Source organism: Pseudomonas sp. NPDC089392 (genome assembly GCF_044749595.1).
Taxonomy (GTDB): Bacteria; Pseudomonadota; Gammaproteobacteria; order Pseudomonadales; family Pseudomonadaceae; genus Aquipseudomonas.
Genome location: NZ_JBIVIF010000007.1, coordinates 50,649 through 68,103, shown reverse-complemented (window position 1 = coordinate 68,103; position 17,455 = coordinate 50,649). Strand labels below are relative to the sequence as shown.

General features: G+C 62.4%; 14 protein-coding genes. 8 read left to right on the top strand and 6 right to left on the bottom strand.

Going from position 1 to position 17,455, the window contains the following annotated elements:
• Nucleotides 1–60: 60 nt before the first annotated feature.
• Nucleotides 61–1,089 carry an amino acid ABC transporter substrate-binding protein gene (locus ACIP1G_RS09170; RefSeq protein WP_400735682.1) on the bottom strand — a complete coding sequence of 343 codons (1,029 nt, stop codon included), beginning with the start codon at nucleotides 1,087–1,089 and terminating at the stop codon, nucleotides 61–63.
• Between the two features lie 331 nt (nucleotides 1,090–1,420).
• Between ACIP1G_RS09170 and ACIP1G_RS09165 the strand changes: the two genes are divergently transcribed.
• Together ACIP1G_RS09165 and rhlB are read left to right on the top strand one after the other, a co-directional pair.
• Nucleotides 1,421–2,077, top strand: coding sequence for an alpha/beta hydrolase (locus ACIP1G_RS09165; protein WP_400735679.1), 657 nt, complete (start codon nucleotides 1,421–1,423; stop codon nucleotides 2,075–2,077).
• A gap of 101 nt (nucleotides 2,078–2,178) precedes the next feature.
• Entirely contained in the window at nucleotides 2,179–3,642 is a 1,464-nt protein-coding gene (gene rhlB / locus ACIP1G_RS09160; protein ID WP_400735676.1) for an ATP-dependent RNA helicase RhlB, read from the top strand.
• Between the two features lie 164 nt (nucleotides 3,643–3,806).
• On the opposite strand, the gene moaE is transcribed toward rhlB, so the two are convergent.
• The 5 genes from moaE to ACIP1G_RS09135 form a co-directional block, all read right to left on the bottom strand.
• Nucleotides 3,807–4,253, bottom strand: a complete 447-nt coding sequence (gene moaE / locus ACIP1G_RS09155) for a molybdopterin synthase catalytic subunit MoaE (protein ID WP_070384329.1) — start codon at nucleotides 4,251–4,253, stop codon at nucleotides 3,807–3,809.
• A 2-nt stretch (nucleotides 4,254–4,255) separates the two neighbouring features.
• Nucleotides 4,256–4,501, bottom strand: a complete 246-nt coding sequence (moaD, locus tag ACIP1G_RS09150; protein WP_400735674.1) for a molybdopterin converting factor subunit 1 — start codon at nucleotides 4,499–4,501, stop codon at nucleotides 4,256–4,258.
• Nucleotides 4,501–4,971 carry a cyclic pyranopterin monophosphate synthase MoaC gene (gene moaC, locus ACIP1G_RS09145; RefSeq protein ID WP_400614430.1) on the bottom strand — a complete coding sequence of 157 codons (471 nt, stop codon included), beginning with the start codon at nucleotides 4,969–4,971 and terminating at the stop codon, nucleotides 4,501–4,503. The genes moaD and moaC overlap by 1 nt, the downstream gene beginning before the upstream one ends.
• 198 nt (nucleotides 4,972–5,169) lie before the next feature.
• Nucleotides 5,170–6,564: a PhoH family protein gene (locus tag ACIP1G_RS09140; protein ID WP_400735671.1), complete on the bottom strand. Its 1,395-nt coding sequence runs from the start codon at nucleotides 6,562–6,564 to the stop codon at nucleotides 5,170–5,172.
• A gap of 281 nt (nucleotides 6,565–6,845) precedes the next feature.
• Nucleotides 6,846–7,973 (bottom strand): polysaccharide deacetylase family protein, encoded by a 1,128-nt coding sequence (locus ACIP1G_RS09135; RefSeq protein WP_400735668.1) that lies wholly within the window; start codon nucleotides 7,971–7,973, stop codon nucleotides 6,846–6,848.
• A gap of 137 nt (nucleotides 7,974–8,110) precedes the next feature.
• Here ACIP1G_RS09135 and yaaA point away from each other — a divergent pair, with 137 nt between their 5' ends.
• The 6 genes from yaaA to ACIP1G_RS09105 all read left to right on the top strand — a co-directional run bounded on the left by yaaA (nucleotide 8,111) and on the right by ACIP1G_RS09105 (nucleotide 17,454).
• Nucleotides 8,111–8,890, top strand: a complete 780-nt coding sequence (gene yaaA, locus ACIP1G_RS09130) for a peroxide stress protein YaaA (protein ID WP_400735665.1) — start codon at nucleotides 8,111–8,113, stop codon at nucleotides 8,888–8,890.
• A 1,457-nt stretch (nucleotides 8,891–10,347) separates the two neighbouring features.
• Nucleotides 10,348–11,664, top strand: coding sequence for a nucleotide sugar dehydrogenase (locus ACIP1G_RS09125; RefSeq protein ID WP_400735662.1), 1,317 nt, complete (start codon nucleotides 10,348–10,350; stop codon nucleotides 11,662–11,664).
• Between the two features lie 75 nt (nucleotides 11,665–11,739).
• Nucleotides 11,740–13,221: a mannuronan synthase gene (gene alg8, locus ACIP1G_RS09120; protein ID WP_400735660.1), complete on the top strand. Its 1,482-nt coding sequence runs from the start codon at nucleotides 11,740–11,742 to the stop codon at nucleotides 13,219–13,221.
• A 37-nt stretch (nucleotides 13,222–13,258) separates the two neighbouring features.
• Nucleotides 13,259–14,425, top strand: coding sequence for a PilZ domain-containing protein (locus ACIP1G_RS09115; protein ID WP_400735657.1), 1,167 nt, complete (start codon nucleotides 13,259–13,261; stop codon nucleotides 14,423–14,425).
• A 147-nt stretch (nucleotides 14,426–14,572) separates the two neighbouring features.
• Nucleotides 14,573–15,979 carry an alginate biosynthesis TPR repeat lipoprotein AlgK gene (algK, locus tag ACIP1G_RS09110; RefSeq protein WP_400735654.1) on the top strand — a complete coding sequence of 469 codons (1,407 nt, stop codon included), beginning with the start codon at nucleotides 14,573–14,575 and terminating at the stop codon, nucleotides 15,977–15,979.
• Nucleotides 15,976–17,454, top strand: a complete 1,479-nt coding sequence (locus ACIP1G_RS09105) for an alginate export family protein (protein WP_400735651.1) — start codon at nucleotides 15,976–15,978, stop codon at nucleotides 17,452–17,454. The genes algK and ACIP1G_RS09105 overlap by 4 nt, the downstream gene beginning before the upstream one ends.
• Nucleotide 17,455: the final 1 nt, after the last annotated feature.

The following is a 17,455-nucleotide window of genomic DNA, read 5'->3' as shown; positions in this document are numbered from 1 at the left end:
CCCGGAAAGTAGGGTTCCGAACAACCTGCGGCGGCGGGATGCCGCCGCAGGGTGCAACCATCAGCGCACGGGTGGCGCGTACTGGATGCCGCCGTTGTTCCACAGGGCGTTCATGCCACGGTCGATCTTCAGGTCGGTGCTCTGGCCCAGGTTCTTCTCGAACACTTCGCCGTAGTTGCCGACTTGCTTGACGATCTGCACTACCCAGTCTTTGGGCAGCTTGAGGTCCTTGCCGTACTCACCGTCGCCACCCAGCAAGCGGGCGACGTCCGGGTTCTTGGTGGATTTGGCTTCAGCCTCGACGTTCTTCGAGGTAATGCCCGCCTCTTCGGCGTTGAGCATGGCGAAAAGGGTCCACTTGACGATGCTGAACCACTCCTCGTCGCCCTTGCGCACCACCGGGCCCAGAGGCTCCTTGGAGATCGTTTCCGGCAGTACCACGTAGTCGGTCGGCGCGGCCAGCTTGGAGCGCTGGGCGAACAGCTGCGACTTGTCCGAGGTCAGCACATCGCAACGGCCCGACTCCAGCGACTTGGCGCTCTCGTCGGAGGTATCGAAGGTGATCGGCGTGTATTTAAGGCCATTGGCGCGGAAGAAGTCCGACACGTTCAGCTCGGTGGTGGTACCGGCCTGGATGCAGATGGTCGCGCCATCGAGCTCCTTGGCGCTGGAAACCCCCAGCTTCTTGTTGACCAGGAAGCCGACGCCGTCATAGTAGGTAACACCGGCAAACACCAGGCCCATGCCGGCATCGCGCGAGCTGGTCCAGGTGGTGTTGCGCGATAGCACGTCGACTTCGCCCGATTGCAGGGCGGTGAAGCGTTCCTTGGCGTTGAGCTGGCTGAACTTGACCTTGGTCGCGTCGCCGAATACGGCGGCGGCCACGGCGCGGCAGACATCGGCGTCGATACCGACGATCTTGCCCTGCGCATCAGGTACCGAGAAGCCTGGAAGACCGTCGCTCACGCCACACTGGACGAAGCCCTTTTTCTTTACCGCATCGAGGGTGGCGCCGGCCTGGGCGGTACTCACGGCGCCCAGTGCGGCGGCAGCGGTCAGGACTGCCAGGGTGGTTTTCAACATCTTCATTCACAACCTCCAAATCGCTCTTGTTGTATCGAGCCGGAATTGCACCGCACCCTTTTGAGGCATATCCGACCCGTATTGGCTTGTTATTGGGTCAATGGCGCAATGGACTGTTCTGTGACAGCCTTCGCGTGCAAAGGGTGTTACCGTCACGGCCTGCCCTTTGCATCGCAGGTTGAATTGCAAAGCGCGTACCAAATCTTTTGGCTGTAGCGTTTAAGCGCTCGTCAAGTAGGGAAAGTTGTATCGTTGCGACATTCTTTTTCCGACAATCATTTGCAGCGCCTTCTTTTTACGCACGCCATAACAAGACCCGCACACTTTCGGAGCAGTCATGACCAATCCGCTGATTCTCGAACCACAGAAAACCGCTGACGCCTGTGTGATCTGGTTGCACGGCCTGGGTGCCGATCGTTACGACTTCCTACCAGTGGCCGAATTCATGCAGGAACGCCTGCTCAGCACCCGCTTCATCATGCCCCAGGCGCCGACCCGCCCAGTTACCATCAATGGCGGCTACGCCATGCCCAGCTGGTATGACATAAAGGCCATGACCCCGGCCCGCGCCATTGACGAAGCGCAGCTGGAAGAGTCGGCCGAACAGGTCGTTGCGCTGATCAAGGCCGAGCAGGCCAAAGGCATCAGCCTGTCGCGGATCATCCTGGCCGGTTTCTCCCAGGGTGGCGCAGTGGTGCTGCACACTGCCTATATAAAGTGGCAAGAGGCACTGGGCGGGGTCATCGCCCTGTCCACTTATGCCCCCACGTTCAACGACCAGCATCAGTTGAGCGCCTGCCAGCAACGTACCCCGGCCCTGTGCCTGCACGGCGTGCACGATCCGGTGGTGATCCCGTCCATGGGCCGCACCGCCTTCGAGTACCTGAACACCTGGGGCGTTGCCGCCCGCTGGCACGAATACCCGATGGAGCACGAAGTGGTGGTCGCAGAGTTGAGCGACATCCACGACTGGCTGAGCAAGCAACTGCAATAAGCCAGGGCCGCCTGTAGTTGTAAGGCTATTCCACTACGCCGCGCCCGAATCTTGCTTTACACTGCCCGGCGTACATTCCTTAACCAGTTGATGAGACGATCGTGCTCAAGGCACTCAAGAAAATATTCGGCAAGGGAGACGCCGCGCCACAGGCCGTCGCTCCTGCTGCCAGCGTGACGCCGCCTGCGCCAGCGCCCGCCACCGAGGCGCGGCCTGTGCCACAACCGGCCGCTCCGCAAACCACCCCTGCCCCCCAGGCCGAACAACCTGACGCCGCCACGCCACCTGCCGACAAACCGGCCAGTGGCAAACCGCGTCGCGAGCGCAAGCCCAAGCCGCAGGCCAGCCTGTGGAAACCGGAAGACTTCGTGGTCGAGCCGCAGGAAGGCAAAACCCGCTTCCACGACTTCAAGCTGTCCAACGAGCTGATGCACGCCATCCACGACCTGGGCTTCCCGTACTGCACGCCGATCCAGGCGCAGGTGCTGGGTCATACCCTGCGTGGCCAGGACGCCATCGGCCGGGCCCAGACCGGCACCGGCAAGACTGCGGCGTTCCTGATCTCGATCATTTCCCAGCTGCAGCAGACGCCACCGCCCAAGGAACGCTACATGGGCGAGCCGCGCGCGCTGATCATCGCGCCAACCCGCGAGTTGGTGGTGCAGATTGCCAAGGATGCCGTTGCCCTGACCAAGTACACCGGCCTGAACGTGATGAGCTTCGTCGGCGGCATGGACTTCGACAAGCAGCTCAAGGCCCTGGAAGCCCGCCACTGCGACATCCTGGTGGCCACCCCAGGCCGCTTGCTGGACTTCAACCAGCGCGGCGAGGTGCACCTGGACATGGTCGAGGTGATGGTGCTGGACGAAGCCGACCGCATGCTCGACATGGGTTTCATCCCGCAAGTGCGCCAGATCATTCGCCAGACGCCGCCGAAAAGCGAGCGCCAGACCCTGCTGTTCTCCGCCACCTTCACCGACGACGTGATGAACCTGGCCAAGCAGTGGACCACCAACCCGGCCATCGTCGAGATCGAGCCGGAGAACGTCGCCAGCGAAACCGTCGAGCAGCATGTGTATGCGGTGGCCGGCAGCGACAAGTACAAGCTGCTGTATAACCTGGTGACCCAGAACAAGTGGGAACGGGTAATGGTGTTCGCCAACCGCAAGGACGAAGTGCGGCGCATCGAGGAAAAACTGGTGCGCGACGGTATCAATGCCGCCCAGCTGTCGGGCGACGTGCCGCAGCACAAGCGCATTCGTACCCTGGAGAACTTCCGCGAAGGCCGGGTCACCGTGCTGGTGGCCACTGACGTGGCGGGGCGTGGCATTCATATCGATGGCATCAGCCACGTGATCAACTTCACCCTGCCGGAAGACCCGGACGACTACGTGCACCGTATCGGCCGCACCGGGCGTGCAGGGGCTGAAGGCGTGTCGATCAGTTTTGCCGGTGAGGATGACTCCTATCAGCTGCCGGGGATCGAAGCGCTTTTGGGGCGCAAGATCAAGTGTGAAATGCCGCCGGATGAGCTTCTGAAGCCGGTGCCGCGCAAGCATCACTGACCTGTGCCGGCCTCTTCGCGGGTAAACCCGCTCCCACAGGTTTCTCTAAAGGGCCTGAGGGTAAGGGTTTACCTGTGAAACCAAATTCTTGAAGGCTGTGAAATCCCCTGTGGGAGCGGGTTTACCCGCGAACCGGGGCATAGCCCCGGCCATCAACTATCTAATTACCAACGCCCCGCCGCATCCTGGTCACTCTGCTTCCCTTCCACCCACCTAGGCCCTTCCTGGGTATTTTCCTTCTTCCAGAACGGCGCCCGCGTCTTCAGGTAGTCCATGATGAAATTGCAGGCATCGAACGCCGCCTGCCGATGGGCACTGGCCACACCCACGAACACGATAGGCTCGCCCGGCTCCAGCGCACCGATGCGGTGCAGCACCTCCACCTTGAGCAACGGCCAGCGCTGCTCGGCCTCGACCACGATCTTGGCCAGGGCCTTTTCAGTCATGCCCGGATAATGTTCGAGGAACATTCCCGCCACTTCCCGGCCATCGTTGAAGTCGCGCACATAGCCAACAAAACCGACTACCGCGCCCACGCCAACATTGGCCGCATGCATGGCATTGGTCTCGGCCCCAGGGTCGAACGCGCCTTCCTGCACTCGCACTGCCATGTTCAGCCTCCGGTCACCGGCGGGAAGAACGCCACTTCATCGCCCTCTTCCAGTGGCTCATCGAGCTTGCACAACTCTTCGTTGCGCGCGCACATCAGGTTCTGCTCGGCCAGCAGTTCATATTGCCCGCCCTTGCCCAGCAACGCCTGGCGCACATCGTCGATAACCCTGAACTCACCCTCCACACGCTCGGCATCCACGCCCAGCTGCTCGCGGTAACGAGCGAAGTACATCACCTTGATCTTCATCACGCCTGCACCTTGTAGTGGCCACTCTTGCCGCCGACTTTCTCCAGCAGGCGCACCTGCTCGATGACCATGCCCTTATCCACAGCCTTGCACATGTCATAGATCGTCAGCGCAGCCACGCTGGCAGCGGTCAGCGCTTCCATCTCCACACCGGTCTGCCCGGCCAGCTTGCAGCGGGCAACAATGCGCACGGCGTCGGCGCCATCGGCGCTGAGCTCGACCTTGACGCTGGTCAGCATCAGCGGGTGGCACAGCGGGATCAGGTCGCTGGTTTTCTTCGCTGCCTGGATCCCGGCAATGCGCGCCACGGCGAACACGTCGCCCTTGGGGTGTTCGCCGTCGACGATCATCTGCAAGGTCTGCGGCAACATGCGCACCCGCGCCTCGGCGGTGGCCTCGCGCTCGGTCACGGCCTTTTCAGTGACGTCGACCATGTTGGCCCGCCCCTGGGAATCAAGATGTGTCAGCACTGCTCTGCTCCTGTGAAGGGAAGCTGCAGTGTAAACCTGTGGGTCAGGTTTGAGCAGAGGTATGTGTCGGCAGGTCTGGCCTCTTCGCGGGTAAACCCGCTCCCACAGGATCTCCACTTGATTCGAGGCAGTGGAGACCCTGTGGGAGCGGGTTTACCCGCGAAAAGGCCGGGCAGTAATCTGCCCGGCCTAACAGCTTTACAGATGCGACTCGGCGTACTCGGCCAGCACCGAGCGTGGCACGCCCTGCAGGGTGATGTGCACGCCATGGGGGAAGTCCTTGAAGCGCTCGGTCAGGTAGGTCAGGCCCGAGCTGGTCGCGGACAGGTAGGGTGTGTCGATCTGCGCCAGGTTACCCAGGCAGACCACCTTGGAGCCGGAGCCAGCCCGGGTGATGATGGTCTTTATCTGGTGCGGCGTCAGGTTCTGGCACTCGTCGATCAGGATCAGGCTCTGCTGGAAGCTGCGGCCGCGGATGTAGTTCAGCGACTTGAACTGCAGCGGCACGCGCTCGAGGATGTATTCGACGCTGCCATGGGTGCTTTCGTCATCCATGTGCAAGGCTTCGAGGTTGTCGGTAATGGCGCCCAGCCACGGCTCCATCTTCTCGGCCTCGGTGCCCGGCAGGAAGCCGATCTCCTGGTCCAGCCCCTGCACGCTGCGGGTGGCGATGATGCGCCGGTAGCGCTTGCTGACCATGGTCTGCTCGATGGCTGCGGCCAGGGCCAGGATGGTCTTGCCGGAACCGGCAGCACCGGTCAGGTTGACTAGGTGGATGTCCGGGTCGAGCAAGGCGAACAGCGCCAGGCTCTGATGAATGTCGCGCGGTTTCAGGCCCCAGGCTTCCTGGTGCAGCAGCGGTTCCTGGTGCAGGTCGAGCAACAGCAGTTCGTCGTTGCGGATGCCCTTGATCCAGCCGACGAAACCTTGCTCGTCGATGATGAACTCGTTGATGTGCACCGCCGGCAGGTTGTCGATCATCTGCACGCGATGCCAGGTACGGCCACGCTCCTGGCGGGTATCCACCTTGCTGACCCGGTCCCAGAACGAGCCGGTGACCGAATGGTAGCCCTTGGACAGCAAGGATACGTCGTCTACCAACTGGTCGGTGCTGTAGTCCTCGGCCGCAATGCCACAGGCGCGCGCCTTCAGGCGCATGTTGATGTCTTTGGTGACCAGCACCACGTCCAGGTCGGTGCGCCGACTGCGCACTTCGAGCAGGGTATTGATGATGATGTTGTCGTTGAGGTTTTCCGGCAGCAGTTTGCTGGGTTCGTTGCGCGGGCTCATCAAAATCGACAGGAAGCCCTTGGGCCCGCTCTTGTTGCGCTGGATCGGCACGCCCTGCTCGACATCGCTGGGCGAAGCGTCACCGAGGGTCTGGTCGATCAGGCGGATGGCCTGGCGGCATTCGGCGGCGATGGTCTGTTTACCGGTCTTGAGCTTGTCGAGTTCCTCCAGCACCGTCATTGGAATGGCGACGTGGTGCTCCTCGAAGTTGAGTAATGCGTTAGGGTCGTGAATCAGGACGTTGGTATCGAGCACATAGAGGATTGGCTTGCTGGAGGAAGGGTTGCGTCCTTGGTCATCCATACTCGGTCACCTTATGTCGAAGCCACACGACGCGGTCTGCTGCGCCGCAAAGTGACTGCCGTGCTTCCCGTATCCGCGTTGCTACGGGCGGGAAGTGAACCTGGCAAGGTGGGCCTGAATGACGCCACCTGTGCTGCAGGAATCGGCTGTCTGGTTTCTTCATACCGCAAAAACCATGACCGAAAAAAGCATTTTTACGAGATTTTGAAGTTTATTTTTCCGAATGACGAAGGGCCCTTGGCGGCAAAGCCAGACGGGACTACGCTCAAAAGTCATACCCTCTATTCGCGATAAGCATATTCCCGGCAATCCGCCCAGCCGATGCCGCTCTGAGCGGTATTGCGCAGCAACCACTCCAGCGCCGGCTGGGCCTTGGGCAGGCTGTCATGCAACTGGATCACGCCCTTGCGCCACAGCAGCATCAGGGTCACCACGCGCTGCGCCGAGGCCTCTGCGCTGAGTGCACCGTCATCCTCGGCATCAATGTCCCACAACGACACCCGCAACTGCTGGCTGGCCATGAACGCCTCGCCATCGGCACGACGCTGGCCATAAGGCGGCCGGAACAGCGGCACGTATTGCTCCGGCAGGTCGGCCTGCACCCGCGCCTGGCTACGCCGCAGCGAGTCCTGCCAGCCGGTCCACTGCGCATGGGAGCGGTACTCCCAGCCCTGGATGCCCACGCACTGCCCGCGATAGAGATCGCGCAAGGCGTTTGCCGCTCCCGCATCGCGGCGTTGCTGCAGGCGGTTGCCCAGCACGAAGAAGGTGCCTTCGAGCTTTTGCCGGCGCAGATAGTCGGTCAGCAAATCGGTACTGCCGGCCTCTGGCCCGGGCCCGCCGACGAAGGTCAGCAGGAACATGCGGTCGTTCAGTTCATCACCATTTCGCTCGCGCGCGGACAACCGCTCCACCTCGCTGCTGGTCTGCGGCAGCAAGGCCGCCTTGCGCAGTTGTTCATCCAGGTAACGCGCATGGAACTGGTGGCTGGGTTCGATCCAGCCGGTATAGAACGTGCCGACATCAGATGCGAACGTCGCCGCTTGAGTGCGTAAATCCGCCATCGAAGTAACCGGATAGCAGAACGACGCATCCTGTTCACAACTGCGCTGCGCCTGCTGATACCCCTCCCACAAACGCTGCCACATGCGAGCACGCACCTGGCGTACCTTCTGCAGGTTGATCTGCCGCAACCCCAGCCGCGAGGCCAACGCAGCATCGTCCAGCAGCTCGCTTTCATGCAGCACCTGGGCGAATGAAAGGATTTCCGCCCGCGAAGCCACATCGAACAATGCCGGGCTGTCCAGTTGCTCGGGCCACAGGCTGCGGTCCAGGCTGGCTTGGGGTGTCGGGGCGGCCTGCACGGCCAGGCTCAGCAGAGCGGCCAGCAAGGCAGAGGCAATGCGCACGGTGGAAGGCTCCGCAACGGCAAAACGCGAACTATAGCGCCTGCACCGGCCATGGTCTGTGACTATCGTCGCCATAGTTTGGACTTGCACCGCCCAGCCCGTAGAATCCCCGGCCAACGATGCCAGGAGCCGACCCGATGCTGACGGTGATTTCCCCCGCCAAGACCCTCGACTACGACACCCCGCCGGTGACCGAGCGTTTCACCCTGCCCCAGTACCTGGACGACTCCCAGGAACTGATCCAGCAGCTGCGCGACCTGTCGCCAGCGCAGATCAGCGAACTGATGCACCTGTCCGACAAGCTCGCCGGCCTGAATGCCGCGCGCTTCGGCAGCTGGACCCCGGACTTCACCCCGGCCAATGCCAAGCAGGCGCTGCTGGCGTTCAAGGGTGACGTGTACACCGGCCTCGACGCCGAGAGCCTGGGCGAGGACGACTTCAGCTACGCGCAAGACCACCTGCGCATGCTCTCGGGCCTGTACGGCCTGCTGCGCCCGCTCGACCTGATGCAGCCCTACCGCCTGGAAATGGGCACCAAGCTAGCCAACGCCCGCGGCAAGGACCTGTATGCCTTCTGGGGTACACGGATCAGCGAATGGCTGAACCAGGCCCTTGCCGAACAGGGTGATGACGTGCTGCTGAACCTGGCCAGCAACGAGTACTTCAGCGCGGTGAAACGCAGCGCCCTGAAGGCCCGGGTGATCAACGTCGACTTCAAGGACCTGAAGAACGGCCAGTACAAGATCATCAGCTTCTACGCCAAGAAAGCCCGCGGCATGATGAGCCGCTTCGTCATCCAGCAGCGCATCAGCGACCCGGAACAGCTCAAGCAGTTCGATGTGCAGGGCTACTACTACAGTGCCGAGCAGTCCAAGGCGGATCACCTGGTGTTTTTGCGCGATCACCCGGGCGAGTGAGCCATTCGTGAACGAGGGACTGCCTGGTAAGGCAAAAGGCGTCCCCTCACATTGCCATACATAGGAGCGGGTTTACCCGCGAAGGGTCCAGCGCGGTGGATGGCACCGGCTTCGCCGGTGTTCGCGGCTAAAGCCGCTCCTACGCAGGTACAGCGCGAGCCCGAAACCTGCGCAGGCCCCATGTAGGAGCGGGTTTACCCGCGAAGGATCCAGCGCGGTGGATGGCACCGGCTTCGCCGGTGTTCGCGGCTAAAGCCGCTCCTACGCAGGTACAGCGCGAGCCCGAAACCTGCGCAGTCCCCATGTAGGAGCGGGTTTACCCGCGAAGAGGCCAGCGCGGTGGATGGCACCGGCTTCGCCGGTGTTCGCGGCTAAAGCCGCTCCTACACAGGTACAGCGCGAGCCTGAAACCTGCGCAGTCCCCATGTAGGAGGGGGTTTACCCGCGAAGGATCCAACGCGGTGGATGGCACCGGCTTCGCCGGTGTTCGCGGCTAAAGCCGCTCCTACACAGGTACAGCGCGAGCCCGAAACCTGCGCAGTCCCCATGTAGGAGCGGGTTTACCCGCGAAGGATCCAGCGCGGTGGATGGCACCGGCTTCGCCGGTGTTCGCGGCTAAAGCCGCTCCTACACAGGTACGGCGCGAGCCCTGAACCTGCGCAGTCCATATGTAGGAGCGGGTTTACCCGCGAAGAGGCCAATAGCCACGATGCATTCCGCCCTGCAACAGGGCAAGCTGCAACCCGCCATCACGCCATAAATCCGGCGCCAATAATCCATCACTCCCACCCTTATCGCCAAACGCCATAAGACCGTTCATAGCTTTTTTGACGAATTTTGGAAAATATTTTTCGATACTGGCATAAAAATATCTCGCAACAGTTTCGCCCTTTATATATCGGGGCAAAACACCCGCGTGCTATCAGATTGAAATTGTCGACAACTGAATAAATATTTAGAAATCTTTCATCCGGGCGAAACCCGCTCAGGAACTTCTCATACGGCCAACCGCTCATAGTGCCGTAACGATTTTCCTGCCTGCGGGCTGTGAGAGATGACTTACAGATGACAATGGCAGGTATCTACTACCCGCCTCTATAACTTCGACAGGCATCACGGGCTCCCCCGGCATCCCTGTCCTCGCAGGAGAGAAGCGTCCCTTACAATTCGTCCTAGTGGTTGATTTCAAAGGATTTTTCCACTTGAAAAAACAAGCACAGCAACGCGCCAAGTAGCGCTTTGCAATAAAGACGGCTGCATTCCAGGGCACGTTTTTTAATTAATGGCTTTTTACTGCCACATTTGAGTGCATAACTTTTTGCGCTCCGGATTTATTTTGCCTGCGCTCGGCGAAGTGTGCTTTCGCCATGAACCCGTGCGCCCGAAAACTGTTGTTAATCAACCCAGCCCGGCGCTTCTCGAAGGTGCCGGCGTGATAAACACATGAGGTGATAGCGATGCGTATCAGCATCTTTGGTTTGGGTTATGTGGGTGCAGTCTGTGCAGGCTGCCTGACGGCGCGTGGCCATGAAGTGATCGGTGTGGACGTGTCCAGCACCAAGATCGACCTGATCAACCAGGGCAAGTCGCCCATCGTCGAACCTGGCCTGGAAGCACTGCTGCAACAGGGCATCGCCAATGGCCGCCTGCGCGGCACTACCGACTTCGCCGAAGCCATCCGTGCCAGCGACGTGTCGATGATCTGCGTGGGTACCCCCAGCAAGAAGAACGGCGACCTGGGCCTGGAATACATCGAGTCGGTGTGCCGCGAAATCGGTTACGTGCTGCGTGACACCACCCGTCGTCACACCATCGTGGTGCGCAGCACCGTGCTGCCAGGCACCGTCAAGAACGTGGTCATCCCGATCCTCGAAGACTGCTCGGGCAAAAAAGCCGGCGTCGACTTCGGTGTTGCGGTCAACCCGGAGTTCCTCCGTGAAAGCACCGCGATCAAGGACTACGACCAGCCACCGATGACTGTCATCGGCGAACTGGACAGCGCCAGCGGCGACGTCCTGCAAGCCCTGTACGAAGAGCTCGACGCGCCGATCATCCGCAAGCCGATCGAAGTGGCCGAGATGATCAAGTACACCTGCAACGTGTGGCACGCCACCAAAGTCACCTTCGCCAACGAAATCGGCAACATCGCCAAGGCCGTGGGCGTCGATGGCCGCGACGTGATGGACGTGGTCTGCCAGGACAAGGTGCTGAACCTGTCGCAGTACTACATGCGCCCTGGCTTTGCCTTCGGCGGCTCGTGCCTGCCAAAGGACGTGCGCGCCCTCACCTACCGTGCCGCCAGCCTCGATGTGCGCGCACCGCTGCTCGACTCGCTGATGCGCAGTAACGAATCGCAGGTGCAAAACGCCTTCGAACTGATCGAAGCCCACGACAAGCGCAGGGTCGCCCTGCTCGGCCTGAGCTTCAAGGCCGGCACCGACGACCTGCGCGAAAGCCCGCTGGTGGAACTGGCCGAGCGCCTGATCGGCAAGGGCTACCAGCTGGACATCTACGACGAGAACGTTGAGTACGCTCGCGTCCACGGGGCGAACAAGGACTACATCGAGTCGAAGATCCCGCACGTGTCGTCGCTACTCAACGCCGACTTCCAGAAGGTGGTCGACAACGCCGACATAATCGTCCTGGGCAACCGTGACGAGCAGTTCCGTGCACTGGCCCAGCAAGCGCCAGCCGGCAAGCACGTGATCGACCTGGTTGGTTTCATGAGCAAACCAACCAGCGCCACCAGCCGCACCGAAGGCATCTGCTGGTAAGTGACTGGCCGGGCAGCGCAAGCCTCCCCACTTGCGCTGCCTACCCTCCCCCCGAATTCTCGACGGATGCTGAACATGCAAAGGCTCCAGACCGTGCTGTTGCAGTGCGCCGGGTGGCTGCTCTACATGAGCCTGCTCATGCTGATCGCCCTGGCCCTGCCAGCCGATATCTTCGACTCGCAGTCGAAGCACTTCATCTTCCTGGTCGGCGCAGTCGGCATCTGGCGCTATTCCATGGGCGCCACCCATTTCATTCGCGGCATGATCTTCCTTTACGGCGTGTACCCATACCTGCGCCGCAAGGTGCAGAAAATGGGCAGTGCCGCCGACCCGTCGCATGTGTACCTGATGGTCACCAGTTTCCGTATCGAAGCGCTGACCACCGCCCAGGTGTACAGCTCGGTGATCCGCGAGGCAATCAACTGCGGCTTCCCCACCACCGTGGTCTGCTCGCTGGTGGAAATGTCCGATGAACTGCTGGTGAAGAGCCTGTGGGCCAAGTACAACCCACCGGCCCATGTGAAGCTGGACATCGTGCGCATTGCCGGTACCGGCAAGCGTGACGGCCTGGCCTATGGCTTCCGTGCCATCTCGCGCATGCTGCCAGACGACAACGCCGTGGTGGCGGTGATCGACGGTGACACCGTGTTGGCCGATGGCGTGGTGCGCAAGACCGTGCCGTGGTTCAAGCTGTTCCCCAACGTCGGCGGCCTGACCACCAACGAGTTCTGCGAAGTGCGTGGCGGCTACATCATGAGCGAGTGGCACAAGCTGCGCTTCGCCCAGCGCCACATCAACATGTGCTCGATGGCCCTGTCCAAGCGCGTGCTGACCATGACCGGGCGCATGTCGATGTTCCGCGCCAGCGTGGTGACCAACCCCGAGTTCATCGCCGACGTCGAAAGCGACTCGCTGATGCACTGGCGCCTGGGCCGCTTCAAGTTCCTGACCGGTGACGACAAGTCCAGCTGGTTCAGCCTGATGCGCCTGGGCTACGACACCTTCTACGTGCCAGACGCCGCCATCAACACGGTCGAGCACCCGCCGGAGAAAAGCTTCCTCAAGGCCAGCCGCAAGCTGATGTACCGCTGGTACGGCAACAACCTGCGGCAGAACTCCCGTGCCCTCGGGCTTGGCATGCGCCGCCTTGGGCTGTTCACCAGCATCGTGCTGTTCGACCAGCGCGTGTCGATGTGGACCAGCCTGTTGGGCCTGACCGTGGCGGTGATCGCCAGCCTGAAGTTCGGCCTGGCCTTCCTGCTGGTGTACCTGCTGTGGATCGGCATCACCCGCCTGATCCTCACCATCATGCTGCTGTGCTCCGGCCACAACGTCGGCCCGGCCTACCCGCTGATTCTCTATTACAACCAGATCATCGGCGCGTTGATGAAGATCTACGTGTTCTTCCGCCTCGACAAACAGTCGTGGACGCGTCAGCCCACTGCCCTCAAGCGTGACCTCGCCAGCTTTCAACAATGGTTCAACACCTGGTCCTCGCGGACCATGACCTTCTCGGCTGCCAGCATTTTCGTTGCTGTGCTGTTCATGGTCGTGTGAGCCCAAACCGGATCGGATCTAACAGGAACAAACCACCATGAATACCGCCGTGAACGTCAATGTCGTGCATGAGTCCGAAGCCCAGCGCCAACACGCTCGGGTGCGCATTCCCGCCAAGCTGCGGTTCCTGGACGCCCAGCGCCAAACCCACGAAGTGAAGGTCGACGACCTTTCCGCCGGTGGCCTGAGCTTCCACACCAAGCAACAGCTGTCGGTGGGTGATGTGCTGCGTGGGCGCCTGCAGTTCGTGGTCGACAACCTCGGCCTGTCGATCGACATCGAGTTCCAGGTGCGCTCCTACAACCCCAGCAGCGGCCGTACCGGTGCGCAGTTCCAGAACCTCGAACCACGCGACATCGCCACGCTGCGCCACATCATTACCAGCCACCTGTCCGGTGAGCTGATCAGCATCGGCGACGTGCTCAGCACCTTGCAGCGCGACAACTTCACCAAGGCGCGCAAGCAGAAGGACGGCGGTGCCGGCCTGAGCGCCTTTGGCCGCCTCAAGGCCGTCACCGTCACCCTCGGCGTGTTCGTGGTCGGCGTGGCCGCTTTCGGCTTCGTCGCAAAGTCGCTGTACGGCATGTACTTCGTCAGCCATGCCGAAGCCGGTGTGGTTGCAGTGCCCACCACCCACGTCACCATGCCGCGCGACGGCACCGTGAACAGCCTGGTGGAAAGCGGCGGGCAGATCGCCAAGGGCGCGCCACTGGCCAGCTTCACCACCAGCATGCTGGACATGCTCAAGGGCAACCTGGACGACGCGCAGCTGGAGCCGGCAAAGATCGAGGAGCTGTTCGGCAAGCAGCTGTCCGGCACCCTTACCAGCCCCTGCGATTGCGTGGTCGCCCGCCAGCTGGTGGACGACGGCCAGTACGCCGCCAAGGGCCAGCCGATCTTCCAGCTGATCCCGCGCACCACCAACCCGATGGTCGAGGCGCGCTTCAGCTACCGCCAGTTCGACGAGGTCAAGCCAGGTACCCGGGTCAACTTCCAGGTAGCCGGCGAAGACGACGTGCGCACCGGCCAGATCGTCAGCAGCGCCAGCCTGGACAGTGAAAACCTCGCCTCTGATATCCGCGTGCAGATCAAGCCTGACGACGGCCTGCCTGCAGAACTGGCCGGCCGCCCGGCGTCGGTCAACAGCGACCGCGGCCCGTCGCTGAACTGGCTGATCGACAAAGCCGTGGCCCGTGGCCTGTAAGAGGATCGGACGATGATCTCTGATACCAACACATCCCGTGTAGGAGCGGGTTCACCCGCGAAGAGGCCAGCAGGGGCAACGTCGCCAGCTGTGCTATCGCATCGCGGCGGTTCGGCGCCCCGACAAGCCCGCTCCTACAGGAGCCGCGTGAACCTTGGTTTGTGTGGCCTGGCCATGGCCATCGCCCTGGCCGGCTGTGCCGGCCTGCCCGACCAGCGACTGGCCAACGAAGCCATGAAGCGCGGTGACACGGCACTGGCCGAGCGCAACTACAAGGCCCTGGCCGACCTGGGCTACAGCGAAGCGCAAGTGGGCCTGGCCGACATCAAGGTGGCTACCCGCGACCCCTCGCAAATCAAGGAAGCCGAGGCCACCTACCGCGCCGCAGCCGCCACTTCGCCACGTGCCCAGGCGCGTCTCGGCCGCCTGCTGGTGGCCAAGCCCGACAGCACCCAGGCCGAACGTGAAGAGGCCGAAACCCTGCTCAAGCAAGCGGCCAAACAGGGCGAAAGCAACACCCTGATCCCGCTGGCGATGCTCTACCTCAGCTACCCGCAGAGCTTCCCCAAGGTCAACGCGCAACAGCAGATCGACCAGTGGCGCGCCGCCGGCAGCCCGGAAGCCGGCCTGGCCCAGATACTGCTGTACCGCACCCAGGGCACCTACGACCAGCACCTGGGCGAGGTGGAGAAGATCTGCAAGGCCGCCCTGAATACCACCGACATCTGCTATGTCGAACTGGCCACCGTGTACCAGAAGCGCGGCCAGGCCGACCAGCAGGCCGCCCTGCTCGGCCAGCTGAAAGCTGCCTACGCCCGTGGCGCGGTGCCAGCCACCCGGATCGACAGCGTTGCCCGGGTACTGGCCGACCGCAGCCTCGGCCAGACCGACGAGAAAACCGCCAAGGACCTGCTTGAGCAGGTGGCCCCTGCCAACCCGGCGTCCTGGGTCAGCCTGGCGCAACTGCTGTACGACTTCCCCGAACTGGGCGACACCGACCAGTTGCTGGCCTATATCGACAAAGGCCGCGAAGCCGAACAGCCACGCGCCGAACTGCTGCTGGGCCGCCTGTACTACGAAGGCAAGACCCTGCCTGCGGATGCGGCGAAAGCAGAGCAACACCTGCAAGCCGCCGCCGACGCCGGCGAAATCAGCGCCCATTACTACCTGGGCCAGCTGTACCGCCGTGGCTACCTGGGCAACGTCGAGCCACAGAAGGCCGTCGACCACCTGCTGGCCGCCGCCCGTGGCGGGCAAAACAGCGCCGACTACGCGCTGGCCCAGCTGTTCAGCGAAGGCCATGGCATTCGCCCGCAACCGGGCAATGCCTGGGTATTCGCCCAGCTGTCGCAAGCCAACCCGACGCCGCAATCGACAGAAATGCTGCAGCAACTCGACCAGCAACTGACCCCGGACCAGCGCAGCCAGGCCCAGCAACTGCTGGCGCAGGAAAAGCAGGCACGCGGCAGCATCAGCCAGGGCGCCAACAGCACCCTGGCCATCGAAGCCCTGCAAGACGACGAAAAAGAAGTAGACGGTGAGGACTCGCTATGACGCTCAATCCCTTCGTGAAAGCTGGCATCGGCCTGAGCTTCGCCCTGCTGTGGTCCTGCCCGACCCTGGCGGAAATGACCGCAGAAAAAAACTTTGGCCTGGACGTGAAAATCACCGGCCAGTCGGAAGACGACCGTGACCTTGGCACCCGCCCTGGCGGCGACGTCAACGGCCTGGGCCTGGACCTGCGCCCATGGGTGTACGGCGAGCGTGGCAACTGGAGCGCCTATGCCATGGGCCAGGCGGTCACCGCCACCGACACCATCGAAACCGATACCCTGCGCCAGAACGACGACGGCACCACTACCGATAGCGGTGATGACAGCCGCAAGCCCGACAAGAGCTACCTGGCCATGCGCGAGTTCTGGGTCGGCTACAGCGGCCTTACCGCCTACCCCGGCGAGCAACTGCGCCTCGGCCGCCAGCGCCTGCGCAGCGATGATGGCATGTGGCGCGACACCAACATCGAAGCGCTGAACTGGACCTTCGACACCACCCTGCTCAAGGCCGACCTGGGCGTGGCCCAGCGCTTCAGCGAATACCGCACCGACCTCACCGAGCTGGCCCCGCAAGACAAGGACCGCACGCACATCTATGGCAACGTCGCCACGCAGTGGACCCCTGGCCACTGGGTGGGCGTGCGCGCCCACCACACGCATGACGGCGGCAGCCTGAAGAGCCCCGGCGAAACCGTCGACGCGCTGGACAAGACCCGCACCGGCGACCTCACCTGGCTGGGCCTTGAGGCCAACAGCGACGCCTACAACTGGCGCAACGATCACACCATCAACTACTGGAGCAGCCTGACCTGGTTGACCGGTAACCGCGATACCCTCAGCAGCCAGGCCGTTGGCGACGACCAGGTTGCGACGGGCAAGCAGAGCGGCGACGTCAACGCCTGGGCCACCGACCTCGGTATCCGACTGCGCCTGGACCCACAGTGGCAGGTCGGTGCGGCCTACGCCCGTGGCAGCGGCGGCGGTGGCGACGACGGTTCGAGCAACTACGAGCAGACCGGCCTTGAGAGCAACCGCTCCAACTTCACCGGCACCCGCTCGCGCGTGCACCGCTTCGGCGAGGCCTTCCGTGGCGAGCTGGGCAACCTGCAGGCGGCCACCCTGTTCGCTTCCTGGCAGCTGCGCGACGACTACGACGCCAGCCTGATCTACCACAAGTTCTGGCGTGTCGACGGCAACCAGAACATCGGCTCCAGCGGCATCAACGCCACGGTCAACGACGACGGCGTGAACCGCCCGCTGGTCGATGGCGAAAAAGACCTCGGCCAGGAAATGGATGTGGTCGTGACCAAGTACTTCAAGCAAGGCCTGCTGCCGGCTTCGATGAGCCAGGCCATCGACGAACCTTCGGCCCTGGTGCGCCTGCGTGCCGGTGTGTTCAAGCCGGGCGACGCCTACGGCAAGGAAGCGGACTCGTACATGCACCGCGCCTTCGTCGACGTGATCTGGCGTTTCTGAG